Genomic DNA, 19,297 nt, shown 5'->3' on the forward strand with positions numbered 1-19,297 from the left:
GGCGACGTCAACCGACGACGGTCCAGGTGTCGCCGCCCGTGAGGAGTTCGGTGAGGTCGCCCTTGCCCTTCTGTTCGATGGCGGTGTCGAGCTGGTCGGCCATGAGGGTGTCGTAGACGGGGCGTTGGATGTCGCGGAAGACGCCGATGGGGGTGTGGTGCAGGGTGTCGGGGTCGGCGAGGCGGGAGAGGGCGAACGCCGTGGTGGGTGAGGTGGAGTGCGCGTCATGGACGAGGATGTCGCGCTCGTTCTCGGGGGTGACGGGGACGACTTCGAGGTCGCCGGTGGCCGGGTTGCGGACGACGCCCTTGGACTGGTCGGGGCCGAAGCGGATGGGCTGCCCGTGTTCGAGGCGGATGACGGCTTCCTCGGCCTGCTGTTTGTCTTTCAGGACTTCGAAGGCGCCGTCGTTGAAGATGTTGCAGTTCTGGTAGATCTCGACCAGGGCGGTGCCGGGGTGTTCGGCGGCCTCGCGCAGCACGCTGGTGAGGTGTTTGCGGTCGGAGTCCACGGTGCGGGCCACGAAGGATGCCTCGGCGCCGATGGCCAGGGAGACGGGGTTGAAGGGCGCGTCGAGGGAGCCCATCGGCGTGGACTTGGTGATCTTGCCGACCTCGGAGGTGGGGGAGTACTGGCCCTTGGTCAGCCCGTAGATGCGGTTGTTGAAGAGCAGGATCTTGAGGTTGACGTTGCGGCGCAGGGCGTGGATGAGGTGGTTGCCGCCGATCGACAGCGCGTCGCCGTCACCGGTGACCACCCACACGGACAGGTCGCGGCGGGATGAGGCGAGTCCGGTGGCGATGGCGGGGGCGCGGCCGTGGATGGAGTGCATCCCGTAGGTGTTCATGTAGTACGGGAAGCGGCTGGAGCAGCCGATGCCGGAGACGAAGACGATGTTCTCTTTGGCCAGGCCGAGTTCGGGCATGAAGCCCTGCACGGCGGCCAGGACGGCGTAGTCCCCGCAGCCCGGGCACCACCGCACCTCCTGGTCGGACTTGAAGTCCTTCATGGACTGCTTGGCCTCGGCCTTGGGCACAAGTTGCAGCAGCCCGTTACCGGAGTCAGTCATCGATGACCTCCTTGAGAGCCGTGGCCAGCTGTTCCGCCTTGAACGGCATTCCGTTGACCTGGTTGTACGAGTGCGCGTCCACGAGATATTTAGCCCTGATGAGGGTGGCGAGTTGGCCCAGGTTCATCTCCGGGATCACCACCTTGTCGTACGAGTGCAGGACCTCGCCCAGATTGGACGGGAAGGGGTTGAGGTGGCGCAGATGGGCCTGAGCGATTGCCTCGTCCGAGCTGCGCAGGCGGCGTACAGCCGCGGTGATCGGCCCGTACGTCGAGCCCCAGCCCAGGACGAGAGTGCGCGCCCTGCCTGAAGGGTCGTCAACGTCCATGTCTGGCACGGCAATTCCGTCGATCTTGGCCTGGCGGGTGCGGACCATGAAGTCGTGGTTGGCCGGGTCGTAGGAGATGTTGCCGGTGCCGTCCTGCTTCTCGATCCCGCCGATCCGGTGCTCAAGGCCCGGCGTGCCCGGGATCGCCCAGGGGCGGGCCAGGGTCTGCGGGTCGCGCTTGTAGGGCCAGAACACCTCGGTGCCGTCGGCCTCGGTGTGGTTGGTCCCCGAGGCGAACTGCACCCGCAGGTCCGGCAGTTCCTCCGGGTCCGGGATCCGCCACGGCTCGGAGCCGTTGGCCAGATAACCGTCGGACAGCAGGAAGACCGGGGTGCGGTAGGTGACCGCGATCCGCGCCGCCTCCAACGCGGCGTCGAAGCAGTCCGCCGGCGTCTTCGGCGCCACGATCGGCACCGGCGCCTCACCATTGCGCCCGTACATCGCCTGCAACAGATCGGCCTGCTCGGTCTTGGTCGGCAACCCCGTCGACGGCCCGCCCCGCTGGATGTCCACCACCAGCAACGGCAGCTCCAGCGACACCGCAAGGCCGATCGTCTCCGACTTCAGCGCCACACCGGGACCCGAGGTGGTGGTCACCGCCAGACTGCCGCCGAACGCGGCGCCCAGCGCCGCGCCGATCCCGGCGATCTCGTCCTCCGCCTGGAAGGTCCGCACCCCGAAATTCTTGTGCTTGCTCAGCTCGTGCAGGATGTCGGAGGCCGGAGTGATCGGATACGAACCCAGATACAACGGCAGATCCGCCTGCCGGCCCGCCGCGACCAACCCGTACGACAGCGCCAGATTCCCCGAAATATTGCGGTAGGTGCCCGCCGGGAACGCCTGCGCCGCCGGCGCCACCTCATAGGAGACCGCGAAATCCTCCGTCGTCTCCCCGAAATTCCAGCCCGCCCGGAACGCCGCGATGTTCGCCTCCGCGATATCGGGCTTCCTGGCGAACTTCGACCGCAGGAACTTCTCCGTGCCCTCGGTCGGCCGGTGATACATCCACGACAGCAACCCCAGCGCGAACATGTTCTTCGACCGGCCCGCATCCTTGCGCGACAGATCGAACTCCTTCAGCGCCTCCACCGTCAGCGTGGTCAGCGGCACCGGATGCACGCTGTAGCCGTCCAGCGACCCGTCCTCCAGCGGCGAGGCCTCATAGCCGACCTTCGCCATCGCCCGCTTGGAGAACTCGTCCGTATTCACGATGATCTCCGCACCGCGCGGCACATCGGCGATATTCGCCTTCAACGCCGCCGGATTCATCGCCACCAGCACATTCGGCGCATCCCCCGGCGTCAGGATGTCATGATCGGCAAAATGCAGCTGGAAGGACGACACCCCCGGCAGCGTCCCGGCAGGCGCCCGGATCTCCGCCGGGAAATTCGGCAGCGTCGACAGATCATTCCCGAACGACGCCGTCTCCGAAGTAAACCGGTCACCCGTCAGCTGCATACCGTCACCCGAGTCACCCGCAAAGCGAATGATCACCCGATCCAGACGGCGGACCTCTTTGTCTAGCGGCCCTGCCCCGCTGGCGGCAGTTGTTTGCACGGTCATGCGTGTGTCTGCTCCTGTCATTGCTGGTCCGCGAGCGCAGGCAGACACGTCGGCGGACACGCGTAGCGGTGCAGGGTCGTACACCGCTCAGAGGCTATGCAACGCCGGTCGAGCGGTGCTCGTGGCGCCACGGAGTGCGGGAAAACTCAGCCCAGATCACGCCCGCGCGTCTCCGGTGCCCGCAGTGCGGCCGTGATGGTCAGGGCGGACAGGAGCAGGAAGTAGCCGCACACCAGCCACGGTGTCTCCGCGGCGAGTAGGTAGAGGGAAGTGGCCACCAGGGGCAGCAGGCCGCCGCCGAGCACCGCGCCCGTCTGGTAGCCGAGGGAGGCGCCGCTCATGCGCATGTCGGTGCGGAAGAGTTCGCTGAACCAGGCCGCCTGCGGGCCGAACATGGCGTCGTGGAAGACGTTCACGCCGATCACGACCGACAGCACGATGACGGTGGCCGAGCCGTTCTGGACGAGGAGGAAGAACGGCACGACGTACAGCGCGCTGCCGATCGCGCCGAACAGGAAGACGGGCCGCCGTCCGAAGCGGTCCGATGCCGCGCCCCACAGCGGGGACGTGAGCATGCTGACGGCCGCGCTGATCGTCACGGCGGTCACGCCGAGGCTCTTGGGGTGGCCTGTCTGCTCGGTCAGATAGAACAGCACGAAGACCGTGTAGAAGTACGAGGCTCCGGTCTGCGAGATGCGCATGCCGATGGCCTGGAACAGCGGGGCGCGGTGGTGGCGCACGATGTCGCGCAGCGGCTTCTCGGCGGGCTGGGCGGTGGTGAACACCTTCGGCTCCTGCAACGTGGCCCGCAGCACCAGGCCCACGACGATCAGCACGACGCTGGACAGGAACAGCACGCGCCAGCCCCAGGCGAGGAACGCCTTGTCGTCCGTGAGCCACTGGGTGAGGGCGAAGGCGCTTGAGGAGAGCAGCAGGCCCAGGGACGACCCGGACATGGCGAAGCTGCCCCACAGGCCGCGGCGTTTCGCTGTCGCGCTCTCCACGGTGAGCACCGCGGCGCCGCCCTGTTCGGCGCCGACCGCGAAGCCCTGCACCAGGCGCAGCAGAACGAGCAAGAGCGGCGAGATCAGCCCCGCCTGCCGGTAGGTGGGAAGGAGCCCCACGAGTGCGCTGGCCAGGCCCATCACGAACAGCGAGGCGACCAGGACGGGCTTGCGTCCCAGGCGGTCGCCGATGTGTCCGGCGACGGCGGCGCCGAGCGGCCGGGCGAGGAAGCCGACCGTGTAGGTGCCGAACGCGGCGAGGACGCCGGTCACCGGGTCGAGGCTGGAGAAGAACAGCTCGTTGAAGACCAGCGCGGTGGCGGTGCCGTAGAGGTAGAAGTCGTACCACTCGACGGTGGAGCCGATCATCCCGGCGATCGCCACGCGTCTGCTGGAGGAGGGCGCGGGTTCGGCGGACGTCTGAACCGGTACGGGTGTTGGGGCAGGTTGAGCTGGTGGCGCGGATGGTGCCTCGGTGACTGGTGGGTTGGGCAGGGTGGAGGTCATCGTCCGTCCTCGGGGAAGGGCCGTCGCGCGAGCGGTCGGTCGGTCAGTCGGTCGTGAGCAGTGGTGCCTTCGGGTCTCAGGGGCAGGGCGCGGTGCCGGCGGGTGTGGGGACGCGGGGCTCCGCCGTGCCTGCGGTGTGCCGGTCGGGGTGGTCGAAGTGGTCCTGCCGTACGGCGATGTAGACGGCCGCGGCGGTGGCCGCCACCGTCCCGCCGGGCCCGTCCGGCCCGTCCGTGTGCAGCTCGGCGGTCGCGTAGGCCTTCCTGCCGTGTACGGCGGTGCACGTGGCGCGCAGTCGCAGCGGGCGGCCGAGCGGGACCGGGGCGAGGAACTGGATCTCCAGGCGGCCGGTGACGTTCGGGCGGTTCAGTACGTGCCACACCGCGAGGCTGGTGGCCTCGTCGAGTACGGCGGCCACGATGCCGCCGTGGGCGATGCCGGGCGCGCCCTGGTGCACGTCGTCGAGGGTCACGAGGGCGGTGACGCCTTGCTCGTCGGTGTCGGTGACGCGCAGGCCGAGTCCGGACGGAACGCCGGGTCCGCAGGCGAAGCAGGACGCGTGGTCCGGGGTGTGGGGCAGCCTGACGCGACCCTGCCCCGCCGTCACGGGCGAGGCGGGGACGCGGGCGTGCGGGGGCGGTGTGGTGCGCTCGGAGGCCGCGGGCGCGCCGGTCACCGTGGCTCCCCGGTGGCCACCGCGCCTTCGGGCAAGGACACCGCGCTCTCGGGCAAGGGCGCCCCGCCCTCGGGCAAGGACACCGTGCCCCCGTCGGAAGTCGCCGTCTCCTCCGACGCCTTGCGTGACCTCTCCAGCGCCGCGACCAACGGCCCGGCGAGCACCGCGCACAGCGCGAACGCCCCGGCGAGCAGCAGCCAGCCCGTGCCCCGCAGTGTGATCAGCGCCGTGACCAGGAGCGGGCCGAGGATGCCCTGCACGGTGACGCCCAGGTTGAACACCGAGAGGTACTCGGCGCGCCGCCCCTCGGGGGCGTGGTCGACCGGCAGGGCCCAGCCCGCGATGGCCTGCCACAGTTCGCCCGCCGTCAGGGCGAGCACGGCGAGGGTCAGGAGGACCACGGCACCGACAGGGCCGGGCTCCGAGCTGAGGGCGAACAGCACACAGGTGGCCGCCAGGGCGACACCCGCGTAGTAGAGGACGCGGCGGCTGCGGCCTGGCGTGTCGGCGCCCCGGCTGAACCGCACCTGGAGACCGATCACCAGCGCGCTGTTCAGGACGAAGAGCAGCGGGACCGTCACGACCGGCGCCTCCGTGTTCTCCACGATCCACAAAGGCAGGCCGACGTTGAGCACCGTGCTGTGCAGTACGAGGACGCCGTTGATCCCGGTCACCGCGAGGAAGCGGCGGTCGCCGAGGCCCTTGGGCAGCTCAGGGCGCAGGCGGCGACGGGCGCCGGATGGCCGCGCCGCCGTCCGTACGGTCGCCCGCAGCTTGACCCCGCGCAGGAGGAGCGCCGCCACGACGTAGGACGCGGCGTTGGCGATGAGCAGCGCCTGGAACGCCCAGCGGGTGTCGGTGGCCATCAGCGGTACGGCGAGCAGCGAGCCCGCCGCGTAACCGATGTTGCGCACGGTGCGGATGCGGGCCATCGCGTTGACCTGGCCGCTGCCCCGCATCAGGTCGGCGACGACGGCCTGGATCATCGGGGGCGCGGAGCATTCGGCGATGACCATCAGCGAGCAGACGACGGCGAAGGCGAGCGGGCCGTCGACGAAGGCGAGCGCGGTGAAGGTGACCGCGAGCCAGAGTTGCAGGCCGGTCAGGACGCGTTTCGCGCCGAGCCGGTCGGCGAGCAGGCCGACGGGGACGGTCGCGAGGAACCCGGCGCATCCGGCGATGGTCATGCCGAGGCCGAGCTGGGCCGGGGAGAGGCCGACCATGCGGACGAAGTAGACGGCGCTGCCGGCCAGGTAGAGGCCGGTGCCCAGGGAGTCGAGGAGGGAGACGAGGACGAAGACGCGCAGCGGACCGGCGAGGGACGGGTCGGGCTTGGCGTCCTCCTTCTTGCTCTCCTTCTTGCTCTCCTTCGCGTTCTCCTTCGAGTTCTTCTTCGGGTTCTTCGCGGAGGCGGATTCGGCGCTCACGACAGGTAGAAGCCCTTCGTCTCGGCGGCACGCAGCGCCTCGTAGTCGCGCCGCACGTCGTCGTGGTGGTCGCCCACGAGGTAGACGAAGCCGGGCGACGAGGCCAGGTCCACCGTGGCGGGCACCGGCTTGCCCGGTCCGATGCGGCTCACCAGGCCCTGGAAGGTGGGCAGTTGGGTCAGCGTGTCGCGCCAGGTGTCGGTGGTGGCCGTGCCCGCGCGGTCGCTGATGAGGGACACCCACCGGGTGGGCTTGGCCCAGCGCACGGTGGTGTCGTCGAACGCGGCGAACGCGGCGTGGTCGACGAGGGTGTCGGTGAGCAGGCTGACGTGGGAGACGCCCGACTGCTCCTCGGCGACGTGCGGCAGGATGCCGCCGATGAGCCGCGCACCGGTCTCCAGGAGCACCGGGCCGCGCTCGGTGATGCGCAGTTCGCTGTGTCCGGCCGCGTTGCGGATGCCGAGGGCGGTCAGGACGTCCTTGACGTACGCCGAGATCTGGACGGCGACCGGGTCGTCGGCCTGGAGGGGCTCCTCGTAGTCGTAGACGAACGCCCCGTTGCCCTGCGGCAGCCGGGTGGAGCGCCACACTTCGGCGATCTTGTGTTCGCCGTCGAGCGAGGCGGAGTCGGCGTGGTACTCGGGGCCGTCCAGGTACTCCTGAACGAGCGCCGTGTGGTTGGGCGTACCGAAGAAGTCGGTGTCGGCCAGCACCCTGCGGCAGGCGGCGGTGACCTGCTCCGCGGTATGGCAGACCCAGACATTGTCGCTGCCCGCGCTGGCACGCGGCTTGACGACCACCGGGCGGCCCCCGCGGTCGTGGAACCAGGCGAGGCCCTCCTCGGCGGTGGCGACCTCGGTGTCCTCGACGGCGGTGATCCCGGCGGCCCTGAGCGCCTTGGCCATGGCGGCCTTGTCGCGCCGCGCCTCGGCCGTCTCGGGTGCGTTGCCGGGCAGGCCGAGCAGGTGGTTGAGCTCGTCGGCGAGCAGGACGCCGGACTCGGTGCCCGCCACGACGCGGTCGACGCCCGCCTCCGCGAGGGCGGCCGCCGCGTGCGACGAGCGGGCGAACCAGCCGAAGTCCTCCCGGTAGGCGGTGGCGTCGAAGGCGCGGGCGTACACCGCGGGCGGGTGTTCCTGGCTGCGCAGGTGGAGGCAGTCGGCGCCGCGCCCGGTCAGTTCCCCGACCAGGAAACGGGCGGTCGAATAGCCGTCTACGATGGCGATCTTCATGGGGGGTCCTTCGTCGGGGCGGGCTTCGGAGCTTCGGATCTTCAGGGCTTCACGGCTTCAGGGCTTCGAAGAAGGGCGGTCAGCCGATGCGGACCGTGACGGTCTTGGGGCGCTGGTACTCGTGCAGGGCGAGGACGCTCAGGTCGGTGCCCTGGCCGGAGGCGCCGCGCCCGCCGTGCGGGAGTTCGGCGGTCTGCACCAGGTGGCAGTTGACCCATGCCTCGCCGGCGTCGAGCCGCCCCGCCAGGTCGAGCGCGTGCCCGAGGTCCTTGGTCCAGACGCTGGCGGCGAGCGCCTGGGGCACCGAGTGCGCGATGTCCAGGGCGTGTTCGAGGTCGCGGGCGCTCTGCACGGTGAGCAGCGGCCCGAAGACCTCCTCGGTGAGGGCGGGGCTGTCGTCGGGCAGGTCGGCCAGGAGGCGGGCGCCGCGCCAGTAGCCGTTCTCCTCGCCGGGCCCGGTGGCCAGCGGCGCGGTCACGTCGCGGTCCGCGCCCGCGGCGGCCACGATGCGGTCGTAGCGCGCCGCCTGGTCCGCGTTGTTGAGCGGCCCGAAGTCACGTCCGGCGAGCCGCTCGGACATGGCCTCGCCGAGCGCCTGCACCGTGTCGCGGTAGTTCTCCTCCAGGGTGATCACCCGGGCGGGCACCGCGCAGCTCTGGCCCGCGTTGTACGTACAGGCAGCGGCGAGGTCGGCGTAGGTGTGTCCGGGCGCGTCGGGCAGCACGATGACCGGGCTGTTGCCGCCCAGTTCGAGGCTGACGCGGCGGATGCCGGCCCGCGTCTGGACGTCGGCGCCCGCGGCGTTGCTGCCGGTGAAGGCGATCATGTCGACGTCGCTGTCCACGAGGAGACGCCCGGTGTGCCGGTCCCCCGTGACGACGGCAAGCACGTCGGGGCCGAGCGCGTCGGCGGCGTGGGAGGCGAGCAGGTCGAGCGAGTCGGGCGTCGACTCGGCGGGCTTGACCAGGACGGTGTTGCCCGCGGCGAGCGCCGGTGCGCAGCGCCAGGCGGCCATCATCAGCGGGTAGTTCCACGGCACGACGCCGGCGACGACGCCGATCGGCTCCCAGCGCACCCAGCTCTCGTGGCCCGCCTTGAGCCCGCCGGCCGCGGGCGCGGTGGCGGTGCGTGCCGCCCAGGCGTAGAAGCGCAACAGGTCGGCGGCCTCGCCGATCTCCTGCATGACTTCGGCGCGGGGCTTTCCGGTGCCTGCCTGCTCGCGGGCCGTGTACTGGTCGGCGTTCTCCTCGATGAGGTCGGCGAGCCGGTCCAGGCGGTAGGCGCGTTCGCGTGGCGTGTACGCGGCCCAGCGGCCGGTGGCCTTGCGGGCGGCGTCCACCGCCCGGGCGATGTCGTGTTCGCGGCCGTTGGGGCTCTCGCCGCGTACGTGTCCGGTGCGCGGGTCGATGAGCCGGATCGGCGCGGCGGTCGTCGTTGCGGCGGTCGTCGGCGCGGCGGTCGTCGTTGCGGCGGTCGTCGGCGCGGCGGTCATCGTTGCGGCTGTCATCGGGATTCCCGTGCCGCACAGTCCTTGCACGGGCAGTGGTGACAGCTCTCGTCGTGCAGCCGCTTGGGGGCGATGGCGCTGATGTCGCAGATGAGGCAGGTCAGGTCGCCGTCGGGGGCGACGACCTCCTCGTAGGGCACGGGCGCCATGCGGTCCTCGGCGTCGATGTGCTTGTGCGGGGAGCCGACGGCGACGATGACATGGTCGGTGATGGCACCGACGGCGTGCGGCACCTCGCCCTCGACCAGGTAGATCTGACCGGCGTGGGTGGGGTAGACGCGGCCGTCGTACGTGATGGTGCCCTCGCCGCCGACGACGATGAGGATGTGGTGGCCGGGGTGGGTGTGCGGCAGGAAACCGTGGCCCGCCGGGAGCCGGATGACGTCGGCGCCGACCGCTCCGTTGGAGACCAGGGCCTGGCCGGTGGCGGCGGAGCCGTGGACGTGCACGGGGCGCAGGCCGTGGTCGATGTGCAGGTCGGTGGCGTCCTCGGTGACGCGGCTCATGGCCCAGTCGACGATGTTCAGCGTGGACTGGCCGGGGGCGGCGATGCGGGTCGTCTCCTCGGCGGTGGTCCCGGTGGTGAGGGTCTCGGTGGCGGCGGTCTCGGTGGCGACGGTCTCGGTGGCGGTGGCCATGCCGGCTCCTTGAGGTGTGGAGGGGTACGGAGGAGACGCCCGGTGGAGGACGCGGGGCGCCGACGGGGAAGGCTCAGCGGGCGGGGCGGGACGCCCACACGACGCCGCCCAGGTCGTACGGTCCGGCGCGCAGGGCGGAGAAGCCGGGCCGGTGGAGCCCGGCGGACTCCATGAGCGCGAGCCACTCCCAGCGGGTGCGGAAGCCGCCGCGGTCCCACCAGCCGTCGAAGAGGCCGAAGAGGAAGTCCAGTGCCCAGGGGGCGCCTTCGCCGGTGGTGGGGCTCGATCCCTCGGCGAGCACGAGCCGTCCGCCGGGGACGAGCAGGTCGTGCAGCCGGCGCAGGGTGGCCGGTTTGTCGGCGACGCAGTGCACGACGTTGGTGGCCACGATGGTGTCGAACGTGCCGAGGTCCGCCGGGGGTTCGCGGTCGAGGTCCAGGACGGCGCCGGTACCGGGCCAGCGGCCGCGTGCGACGAGTTCGGGCAGCCGGTCGGACCAGACGAACTCGCCGTCGACGCGGTGGGCGATGCGCTCGGTGGTGTTGCCCACGCCGGAGCCGACTTCGAGGACGCGCCCGGTCAGGAGTCCGGCGGCCTCCAGGGTGCGGGCCGCGAGGTCGGGGTAGCTGCCCATGGGCCACTCGGTCATGAGCCTTCGCCACAGGCCGCGGTGGCGCTGCATCAGTTCCTCGCCGGTGGCCGTGCCCGCGGCGAACTCGGGCCAGCCGGACACGAGGGCGTCCAGGGAGTCGTGCGCCGCGCTGCGCGGTGTGCCCGCCACCGGCGCCGCGTCGGGGAAGGCCGCGACGAGGGCGAGAGCCTGCTGGTGCACGTGGCCTGCCTGGGCGGTGGCGGGGCGGTGCGGGCTTTCGACGAGGGTGCGGGCCGCGGTGACGGCGTATCCGACGAGGTCTTCGTAGCGCGGGCCGCTGTCGCGCAGGGCGGCCAGGCGGCGGCCCATCAGCGAGCGGCGCGGCTTACCGGTCTCGGTGGTCGCGAATCCCCCGCCGTCGACCGCGAGGGGGCGCGGGAAGCCGCCCTCGTAGACCGCGCGGAGGCGTGCGGCGTCGGCGCCTTCGGCGACAAGCCCGAAGTCCTGCCCGAGGGCGGGTTCGGCGACGGCGACGGCGGCGAAGCGCGTGTCGAGGCCGCGTGCGCGCCAGCGCTGTTCGATCTCGACGGGGTGGTACTTCTCGCCGCCCCGGTTGACCCGGTCGTCGCGGCGCCCGCGCAGCACCAGGAAGCCGTCGCGCAGTTCGCCCATGTCGCCGGTGCGCAGCCAGCCGTCGTCGGTGAGGGCGCGGGCGGTGGCTTCGGGGTCGGCCCAGTAGCCGTCCATGCGGTCGGGGGTGCGCAGCCACACCTCGCCGTCCTCCAGGCGCAGTTCGGTGCCGGGCAGCGGCAGTCCGACGGGCGGCCGGTGGTCGACGTACTGCTCGCGGAAGTCCGCGCTGTCCAGGCTCGGCATGACGAAGCTGAAGTTGACCGCTTCGGTCAGGCCGTAGCCCTGGCGCAGGCGCGGCCCGTACCGGTCGTGGAAGCGGCGGGCCAGGTCGCTGGTGAGCGGGGCGGCGGCGGTGATCAGGTAGTCGAGACCGTCGGGCCAGGGCGGGTTCGCCTCGACCAGGTCGTGCAGGAGGGCGGGGGCGATGGACGCCGTCCGCGCGCCTGCGGCGTCGAGTTCCTTGAAGTAGCGGAACGCGTCGAACGGGTGGGAGAGCACCAGGGGCGTTCCGGTGGCGTGGGTGCCGGTCAGCGACATGACGATGGCGTTGCAGTGGAACAGCGGCAGGCAGGTGCCGTGCGGCCGGTCGGGGCGGAAGCGGTGCAGCTCGGCGGTCTTGAGGGCGTTGCCGAGCAGGGCGTCCCGGCCGATCTTGACGCCCTTGGGGCGGCCGGTGGAGCCCGAGGTGAACATGATGTACGCCAGGCCTTCGGCCTCCGGGTGGCCGGGGTCGCCCGGCAGGGGGCGGGCCTGTGCGGTGGGCCCGTCGAGGACGGCGGAGGCGGCGACCCTGGTGGCGAGCTCGGCGAGTTCCGCGTCGGTGGCGCGCGGGGAGAGCGGCACACACACCAGACGCCGTTCGAAGCAGGCGGTCAGCACATCGGCCAGGCGCTGACCGCTGGGACATCGGACCACTACCCGGGCGCCCGCGGGGAGCCCGGCAAGGAGGTGGGGCCAGTCAGTCATGGGGAGGTACCTTCCGCGGTGCAGTTCAGGACCTGTTCACAAGGCGGCACGCCTGGTCAGGAGGCGCGCCTGCTCAGGAGGCGTTGCCTGCTCAGGACGCGTTGGCGAACGGCAGGGGCGCGGCGCCGACCGGCGTGGCGGGGCGGCAGCGCAGCCAGCCGGGCAGCTGCTCGGCCAGGAACTCCTGGTAGTCCTGGTTGATGCCGGGTCCGCTGCCGGCCTGGAAGCGCGGCTGCTCGTTCAGTTCGCGGTCGCCGACCACGCAGTACAGCGGCTGCCATTCGCGCCTCAGGCGGCCGATGCGGGCCCCGATCGGCCGCTTGAACTCCAGGTCGACCGCGGTGCGTACGCCGTCGATCCACAGCGGGCCCGCCAGCTCGTAGGCGCGGCCCACGTGCTTCTCGGCAAGCGGCAGGAAAACCACCTGGTTCCAGGCCAGTTCCGCGGGGATGACCTGCGGTCCGATGCCGGCCAGGCCCCGGCCGATGACCAGCGGAAGGACCCGTGAGCCGCCCATGGCGACGCAGGCGTGGATGAGGCTCGGGTGTTCACCGGTGTCCGTGCGGATGTTGAAGCGGGGCGCGTTCACCTCGTCGAGCTGGAGGTTCTGGAGCATCACGAGGTCGTAGCCCGACGAGACGAGGATGCCGGTCTTCTGCGCGTAGTACTTGGGGTGCGCGGCGAGACGGCGTACGACGGTGATGCCGCCCGCGGCCTTGGCGCACTGCCGGTGGAAGTCGTCGGTGTCGTGGCTGGTGCCCGCGACGGAGTCCAGGACGTGGACGTAGTCGTGCTGGAACCAGTAGGCGGTGGCGTCCGCGGCCTGCTGGAGCGCGTGCAGATAGCGCTCGGCGACATCGTCGGGGTGGCACCAGATGTGCACGTCGGGCACGTTGAACTGGCGGCGGCGCTGGATGTTGGTCTCGCCGGACTTGAAGCGGCGGAAGACCGGCTGCGGGCTGTACATCGCGTACGGCAGCCTGGCGCGCTCAAGGACGGAGTCCTTGAGCCAGGCGAAGAGGTTGGGGTCGGCCGCGTAGGCGAGCTTGAGCTTGCCGTCGCCCTCCGCGAGCTCGAACATCCGGGACTGCTCGGCGTACTGGCTGGTCAGTTCGCGCATCGGCTCGGAGGAGCCGTCGAACACCAGCGGAAAGTGCACGGTGTTGATCTCAAGACCCGCGAGGTGCTGTGCGTTGAAGGCCTCGACGCCCGCCTCGAGGACCGCGCCGCGCGGCAGGGTCGTGAGGAAGCCGCGTGGTGTGCCGCGGCGGCTGACGAGTTGCAGGGTCTCGGCGGTGCGCATGACGTCGTCGCGTGCGCAGCGGTGCTCGGGGTCCCCGTCGGCGAGCATGCGCAGCGCCGAGTTGTCGGGGTCGATGGCACCGAGGGCGGCGGGGTAGTCGGCCTCCGATCCCCGCCAGAGGACGTTTCCTGAGCCGTCGAGTATCTGGACGTCCACTACCTGGCCCATGAATCTCCCTCCGGGGTCCATCGCTGCGAGAGTTCGCCGTGACGGGACGAGAAACTAGGAGGGCCTGCGAAGTGCGTCAACGAATTGCTGCCAGCTGTGCAGCCGAACTCAAGCGGGATTCCAGCGGATTGGGGCAGACGGCTTCGGGAGCGGTGCGCACCGCCTTGAGCTGCGAAGATGGTGATCTTCGCGGTGTTCCGGATTGTTTTTCGGCAGGGGAGTTCACCTATGGCCAGTGGTATATGAATTAGCTGCCCCTGCCCGATCCAGAAGCGCTGGAATTCCCCTTGAGGGGCCGACCCTTCCGATTGCCCCCGCCGCCGCGGCACTCATAACGTGGGTGCCCGTCACTGTGCGGAGCAGGAAGGTACGCAGCCATGACCGTCGCGCTCGATCCCACCTCCCAAGGCGCCCGCTTGCCGGCAACCGCCCCTTCGGGAGCCACCACCACGGGTACTGGTGTGCGCAATCTGCCGATCCGGCTCGCCGGCATCGTCGGGGACACCGACTCCTTCTTCGGCGAGGTGTGGGGCATCAGGCCCGCGTCCTTCCACTGCCGCGCGCTTCCCGACACGGCCACACAGGCCGATCTCTGGAAGCGCGACCCGGCCGCTCAGGAGCGTTTCGCGGGCGGCGAGAGCGTCCGCTTCGACGGTCCCGGCGAGTGGCTTCCCGGCATCGCGGACCTCCTCACCGCGCTGTGCGAGGACCTCGGCGCCGCCGACGCGCAGGCAGCCCTGGTGCTGAGCCCCGCGGGCACCCTCGCTCCGCGTCCGGCCGCCGCGGGCGACCACACGTTCGTGCTCCAGCTGGACGGAAGCAGCAGCTGGGACCTTGCCTACGGGCGGGTGCCGGTGACCATCACCCTGCACCGTACGAGCGCCGTCTATCTGCCGCCGAGCCACGCCTGCCCCTCGGTCGTCGGCGAGGAGGACTCGCTTCAGCTGGTCCTCACCGTCCAGGAGACCGACAAGCGCAAGGTCGCCGAGCACGCCATCGCCGCCTTCCTCCAGGCGGCCGCGGAGAAGCCGGTGCCGGGCATCCACCCGGCGGTCGCCGACGAGAAGGTGGCGTGGCTGCGCACCGAGCTCGCCGGGCTCATGCAGGGTCAGGACATCAGCGCGATCGTGCGCCGGGCGCTCGGCGAGGAGCCGACGGCCTGAACGGCGTTCCGGGACCGCTCAGTTCACCTGCGCAGTACCGAAGACACCTGCTCAGTACCGAAGACACCGTGACCGGGCCGCTCCTCACCAGGAGCGGCCCGTACCGGATCACACGACCAGCTGCGGTGCGGCCAGCCGCGACACGGCCTCCCGTACCGCCTCGTTCACCGCTTCGGGCCGCTCCTGGTGCGGCATGTGGCCCGCGCCCTCGATGAGCCGGAAGGTGCCCTGCGGGGCGAGACCGGCCAGGACCCGCGACACCTCGCAGGGGATCGAGGCGTCCAGGGCGCCGTGCAGGAACAGCACCGGAACGTCGAGTTCACGGATCCGCTCGCGCGGGTCGTACGAGGCGCCGTCGGCGAACAGTTCGTCGACGTGCTCGCTGGACTCCAGAATCTGCCGCAGCGTCGAGGCGACGAGCTCCGGGGACGCCGCCGGGCTGTACCACGTGGGCACCCACTCGGCGAACTGCGCGGCCCGGTCGGTGGCGGCGGCGACCTCCACGAGCTTGTCGCCCAGCGCGACGGCCGGCCAGTAGCCGGGGCCGTCGATCGAGATGATCCCGCCGATGCGGCCCGGCGCGGCGAGCGCCGCCTCGATCGCGAACACCGCGCCGACCGAACTGCCCACCACGACGGGCCGGTCCAGGTCCAGCGCGTCGATCACGGCGAGGACGTCCGCGGTGTTGCCCGCGATGGTGTTACCCACGACGGGCCGGTCCGAGCGACCGCAGCCGCGCGAGTCGACGGCGACGATCCGGTGGTCCCTCGACAGGTCCGCGAGCTGCGCGTCCCAGACCCGGCCGCTGGTGCCGGTGCCGTGCAGCAGCACCAGCGCGGAGCCCTGGCCGCGGTCCTCGACGTAGAGACGGATCCCGTTGGCATCGACGTACGGCATGGTGCGCTCCCCATAGCTTTCTTCTCTAATTCATTGCAACGAACCTAGAGAAATCGTTGCATTAATATTTAGCCAGTTGCAACGATTTTACCGCCACTACCTGCATTAATGCTGTTGTTGCGCAACGAATCGATTGCCTGATCAGTAAATGCAACGTAGCGTTTTCTTCATCAGAAACATCCGAGCGGTCAAAAGGGGTGGAGTCATGGAAGCAGCGCACAGCCGACAGGCGGCGCCCGGCGCCTGCTCCGCCTTCGCCCGTTTCACGCTCTGCGGCGGCGGAGTCGGGATCACCTCCAGCTTCGCGGTGGCGGCCCTCGCCTCATGTATCCCCTGGAGCCTCGCCAACGCCTTCGTCACCGCGGCCTCCACACTTCTCGCCACTGAACTCCACGCCCGCTTCACCTTTGGCGCGGGCCGGCACGCGACCCGGCGCCAGCACGCGCAGTCCGCCGGATCGGCGGCCGCCGCCTACACCGTGACCTGCCTGGCGATGCTGCTCCTGCAGCAGCTGGTGGCCACGCCCGGCGCGGTCCTGGAACAGGTCGTCTACCTCTCCGCATCCGCACTCGCAGGAGTCGCCCGCTTCGCCGTCCTGCGCCTGGTCGTCTTCGCCCGCAGCCACTCACAGGCCACGGCCGCGACGGCCGCCGTGCGTCCCGTGCACACGGCCCCGGCCGACCCCGCGCGGCTCTGCCCCGCCGCCTGACCCGCCACCCACCGGGACGCGGTGCCAGGCGGCTTGGGACGGCGGTGCGACGGGCTCGGCGGGCCGGACCCGGGCGAGGTCGAGCAGGGCCACGGTGACGGCGGCCAGCTCCTCCGACGTCGGGTTGCCCGCCGTGACGACGAGCAGCGGTCCCGCCGTGTCCGCGGCGGCCCGGCGCGGCCGCTCCTCCCCCGCGCTCACTGGGGCTGGTTCCCGTGCTTGCGGGCGGGCCGTGCCACGTGCTTGTCGCGCAGCACGGAGAGGGCGTCGATCAGCCGTACGCGGGTTTCCGCGGGGTCGATGACATCGTCCACCAGGCCGCGTTCGGCGGCGTAGTACGGGTGCATGAGCTGGTCCTCGTACTCCTTGATGTGCTGTGTGCGCGTGAATTCGGGGTCCTCCGAGGCCGCGATCTCGCGCCGGAAGATGACGTTGGCGGCTCCCTCTGCCCCCATCACCGCGATCTCGTTGCCGGGCCAGGCCAGCGAGAGGTCCGAGCCGATGGAGCGCGAGTCCATGACGATGTACGCGCCGCCGTAGGCCTTGCGCAGGATCAGCTGGATGCGGGGGACCGTCGCGTTGCAGTACGCGTAAAGGAGTTTGGCGCCGTGCCGGATGATGCCGCCGTGCTCCTGGTCGACGCCGGGCAGGAAGCCCGGCACATCCACCAGCGTCATGAGCGGGATGTTGAACGAGTCGCACATCTGCACGAAACGAGCCGCCTTCTCGCTGCCCTTGATGTCGAGGACCCCGGCGAGCGAGGCGGGCTGATTGGCGACGACGCCGACGACATGGCCGTCCATCCGGGCCAGGGCGCACACCACGTTGGGCGCCCAGAACTCGTGCACCTCGAAGAAGTCGCCCGCGTCGACGAACTCCCCGATGACCTTCCGTATGTCGTACGACTGCTTGGCGTCGGACGGCACCAGGTCGAGCATGGCGGGCGTCAGCCGGTCGGGCCGGTCGGCGCTGGGTTCCGCCGGCGGCTGCTCACGGTTGTCGGAGGGCAGGAAGGACAGCAGGTAGCGGACATCGGCGAGGCAGCTCGCCTCGTCGTCGTACACGAATCCCGCCACCCCGGAGACCGTGGCGTGGGTGTCGGCGCCGCCCAGGTCGTTCTGGCTGATCTGCTCCCCGGTGACGGCCTGTACGACGTCGGGGCCGGTGATGAACATCTGCGAGGTGCCGCGCACCATGAACACGAAGTCGGTCAGCGCCGGGGAGTAGGCCGCCCCGCCCGCGCACGGTCCCATCATCACGCTGATCTGCGGGATGACCCCGGAGTTGCGGACGTTGCGCTGGAAGATCCCGCCGTATCCGGCGAGCGCGGTCACCCCTTCCTGGATGCGCGCCCCGGCTCCGTCGCACAGGCCGACGATCGGGGCGCCCGCGGTGGCGGCCATGTCCATGATCTTGTGGATCTTCTCGGCGTGCGCCTCGCCGAGGGAGCCGCCGAAGATCCTGAAGTCGTGGGCGTAGGCGAAGACGGTACGTCCGAACACCCGGCCCCAGCCGGTGATCACACCATCGGTGTAGGGGCGCTTGTCCTCCAGGCCGAAGCCGCTCGCCCGGTGTCTGCGCAACCCTTCGACCTCGGTGAACCTGCCGTCGTCGAAGAGGAGCCGCAGCCGCTCCCTGGCCGTGAGCTTGCCCTTGGCGTGCTGCGCCTCGGTGGCCCTGTCGCCGGGCCCCCGGCGCGCGGCGTCACGTACGGCCTCGAGCTCGGCCACCGTGCCGCGCTGCTGCCCGACCGGCCTGTCGTCCAGAGCCGTCATGAGCTTCCCCTTCCAGCCATCGTGATGACCCACCCACCAGCTTCTGCCGTGCCACTCGAAGCCGGTTAGAGCACCGGATGACGACGGGCCCGCGCTCGACCGGCGCGCGAGCATCCGTCGAGCCCGCGGCGGGATCCTCGGGTCGTGAGCTCCCGTGCGTGCCACAAGCCCGCGCGGAGCACCGAACCGCCCGCCGGCGCCCCACATCCCCCGAGGGCACCGGCGGGCCTTCCTCATGCCCGCCGCCGGTGCGGTGCGAGCGGTTGACCGGCATGACCGGCACAGACGAAGGGACACACCCACCATGAACAGCACGTGGTTCCGACGCTTCACCAAGACCGCGGGGCGCGGGACGCGGCTCGTGTGCTTCCCGCACGCGGGGGGTTCCGCGACGGCGTACGTGGACCTGGCGCGTACGCTGCCCGCCGACTTCGACGTGGTGTCCGTGCAGTACCCGGGGCGCCAGGACCGTTACGGCGACGCGCCGTTCACCGCCATCGCCCCGCTCGTCGAGGCCGTGGCCGACGAGCTGGCCCACGATCTGGCCGCCGACCCCGGACGGCCCTACGCCCTGTTCGGGCACAGCATGGGCGCGCTGGTGGCGTTCGAGACGGCCCGGCTGCTCGACCGGCGCGGACTGCCTTCGCCCCAGCGGCTCTTCCTCTCCGGCAGGGGCGCGCCCGACCCCCTGAACAGGGCACGCGGGCTTCCCGAGGAGGACGCCGACGTGCTGGCCGAGGTGCGCAAGCTGGGCGGTACCGATCAGAGCATGCTCGACGACCCGGACATCCTGGAGATCGTGCTGCCGGCGCTGCGGGCCGACTACCGGGCCCTTGCCACGTACCGCTGGGGCGGCGGAGAGCCGCTCGCCACTCCGCTGACCGTCCTGGTCGGCGACAGCGACCCGATGGTGACGGTCTCGGAGGCGGGCACCTGGCGGGAGCAGACCAGCGGCGACTTCGCCCTCAAGGTGTTCGCCGGCGGCCACTTCTACATCGGCGACCACGTCGGCGAGGTCGCCGCGGCCATCACCGAGGGGCTGCTCGCCGGGACCACCGCTGCCGCTGCCTGAGTACAAGCGACAGGGCCTCCCGGTGGTGTTCGGCCGACTCACGTCGGGCCGGACACCACCGGGAGGCC

General features: G+C 71.0%; 16 protein-coding genes. 3 read left to right on the plus strand and 13 right to left on the minus strand.

The features are described from left to right. Nucleotides 1-7: 7 nt before the first annotated feature. The 10 genes from ACQKIP_RS01340 to ACQKIP_RS01385 form a co-directional block, all read right to left on the minus strand. Nucleotides 8-1,069, minus strand: a complete 1,062-nt coding sequence (locus tag ACQKIP_RS01340) for a 2-oxoacid:ferredoxin oxidoreductase subunit beta (RefSeq protein WP_365865537.1) — start codon at nucleotides 1,067-1,069, stop codon at nucleotides 8-10. After that, nucleotides 1,062-2,960, minus strand: coding sequence for a 2-oxoacid:acceptor oxidoreductase subunit alpha (locus ACQKIP_RS01345; RefSeq protein WP_427741864.1), 1,899 nt, complete (start codon nucleotides 2,958-2,960; stop codon nucleotides 1,062-1,064). The genes ACQKIP_RS01340 and ACQKIP_RS01345 overlap by 8 nt, the downstream gene beginning before the upstream one ends. Nucleotides 2,961-3,106: 146 nt before the next feature. Next, nucleotides 3,107-4,348 carry an MFS transporter gene (locus tag ACQKIP_RS01350; RefSeq protein ID WP_365865981.1) on the minus strand — a complete coding sequence of 414 codons (1,242 nt, stop codon included), beginning with the start codon at nucleotides 4,346-4,348 and terminating at the stop codon, nucleotides 3,107-3,109. 199 nt (nucleotides 4,349-4,547) lie between these two features. After that, nucleotides 4,548-5,147, minus strand: coding sequence for a PaaI family thioesterase (locus ACQKIP_RS01355; RefSeq protein ID WP_365865983.1), 600 nt, complete (start codon nucleotides 5,145-5,147; stop codon nucleotides 4,548-4,550). After that, nucleotides 5,144-6,574, minus strand: coding sequence for an MFS transporter (locus ACQKIP_RS01360; RefSeq protein ID WP_365865985.1), 1,431 nt, complete (start codon nucleotides 6,572-6,574; stop codon nucleotides 5,144-5,146). Before ACQKIP_RS01360 ends, ACQKIP_RS01355 begins: the two co-directional genes overlap by 4 nt. After that, a complete protein-coding gene (locus ACQKIP_RS01365; RefSeq protein ID WP_361390239.1) occupies nucleotides 6,571-7,806 on the minus strand; it encodes an ATP-grasp domain-containing protein in 1,236 nt (411 codons plus the stop codon). Before ACQKIP_RS01365 ends, ACQKIP_RS01360 begins: the two co-directional genes overlap by 4 nt. A 79-nt stretch (nucleotides 7,807-7,885) precedes the next feature. Continuing rightward, the gene (locus ACQKIP_RS01370; protein ID WP_365865987.1) at nucleotides 7,886-9,313 is read right to left on the minus strand and encodes an aldehyde dehydrogenase family protein; all 1,428 of its coding nucleotides are present in this window, start codon (nucleotides 9,311-9,313) and stop codon (nucleotides 7,886-7,888) included. Then, on the minus strand, nucleotides 9,310-9,951 hold the full coding sequence (locus ACQKIP_RS01375) for a cupin domain-containing protein (RefSeq protein WP_365865989.1): 642 nt from the start codon (nucleotides 9,949-9,951) through the stop codon (nucleotides 9,310-9,312). Before ACQKIP_RS01375 ends, ACQKIP_RS01370 begins: the two co-directional genes overlap by 4 nt. Before the next feature lie 73 nt (nucleotides 9,952-10,024). After that, nucleotides 10,025-12,142, minus strand: coding sequence for an AMP-binding protein (locus tag ACQKIP_RS01380; protein ID WP_365865991.1), 2,118 nt, complete (start codon nucleotides 12,140-12,142; stop codon nucleotides 10,025-10,027). A gap of 91 nt (nucleotides 12,143-12,233) precedes the next feature. Continuing rightward, nucleotides 12,234-13,613, minus strand: a complete 1,380-nt coding sequence (locus ACQKIP_RS01385) for a His/Gly/Thr/Pro-type tRNA ligase C-terminal domain-containing protein (protein ID WP_365865993.1) — start codon at nucleotides 13,611-13,613, stop codon at nucleotides 12,234-12,236. A gap of 377 nt (nucleotides 13,614-13,990) precedes the next feature. Here ACQKIP_RS01385 and ACQKIP_RS01390 point away from each other — a divergent pair, with 377 nt between their 5' ends. Further along, a complete protein-coding gene (locus ACQKIP_RS01390) occupies nucleotides 13,991-14,776 on the plus strand; it encodes a hypothetical protein (RefSeq protein ID WP_365865995.1) in 786 nt (261 codons plus the stop codon). A 108-nt stretch (nucleotides 14,777-14,884) separates the two neighbouring features. Here the strand turns inward: ACQKIP_RS01390 and ACQKIP_RS01395 are convergent, their stop codons facing one another. Further along, a complete protein-coding gene (locus ACQKIP_RS01395; RefSeq protein ID WP_365865997.1) occupies nucleotides 14,885-15,673 on the minus strand; it encodes an alpha/beta fold hydrolase in 789 nt (262 codons plus the stop codon). Between the two features lie 205 nt (nucleotides 15,674-15,878). Here ACQKIP_RS01395 and ACQKIP_RS01400 point away from each other — a divergent pair, with 205 nt between their 5' ends. Then, complete coding sequence (locus ACQKIP_RS01400) at nucleotides 15,879-16,382, plus strand: hypothetical protein (protein WP_365865999.1); 504 nt, start codon at nucleotides 15,879-15,881, stop codon at nucleotides 16,380-16,382. Here ACQKIP_RS01400 and ACQKIP_RS01405 read toward each other — a convergent pair. Both ACQKIP_RS01405 and ACQKIP_RS01410 read right to left on the minus strand, forming a co-directional pair. Next, a complete protein-coding gene (locus ACQKIP_RS01405; RefSeq protein WP_365866001.1) occupies nucleotides 16,299-16,583 on the minus strand; it encodes an acyl-CoA carboxylase epsilon subunit in 285 nt (94 codons plus the stop codon). The two genes, ACQKIP_RS01400 and ACQKIP_RS01405, sit on opposite strands and share 84 nt — an antisense overlap. Next, a complete protein-coding gene (locus ACQKIP_RS01410) occupies nucleotides 16,580-18,157 on the minus strand; it encodes an acyl-CoA carboxylase subunit beta (RefSeq protein ID WP_365866003.1) in 1,578 nt (525 codons plus the stop codon). Before ACQKIP_RS01410 ends, ACQKIP_RS01405 begins: the two co-directional genes overlap by 4 nt. A 304-nt stretch (nucleotides 18,158-18,461) precedes the next feature. Between ACQKIP_RS01410 and ACQKIP_RS01415 the strand changes: the two genes are divergently transcribed. Continuing rightward, entirely contained in the window at nucleotides 18,462-19,229 is a 768-nt protein-coding gene (locus ACQKIP_RS01415; RefSeq protein ID WP_365866005.1) for a thioesterase II family protein, read from the plus strand. Nucleotides 19,230-19,297 lie beyond the last annotated feature (68 nt).

Origin of the sequence: Streptomyces sp. NPDC059900 (genome assembly GCF_050270335.1) — a bacterium.
GTDB lineage: Bacteria > Actinomycetota > Actinomycetes > Streptomycetales > Streptomycetaceae > Streptomyces.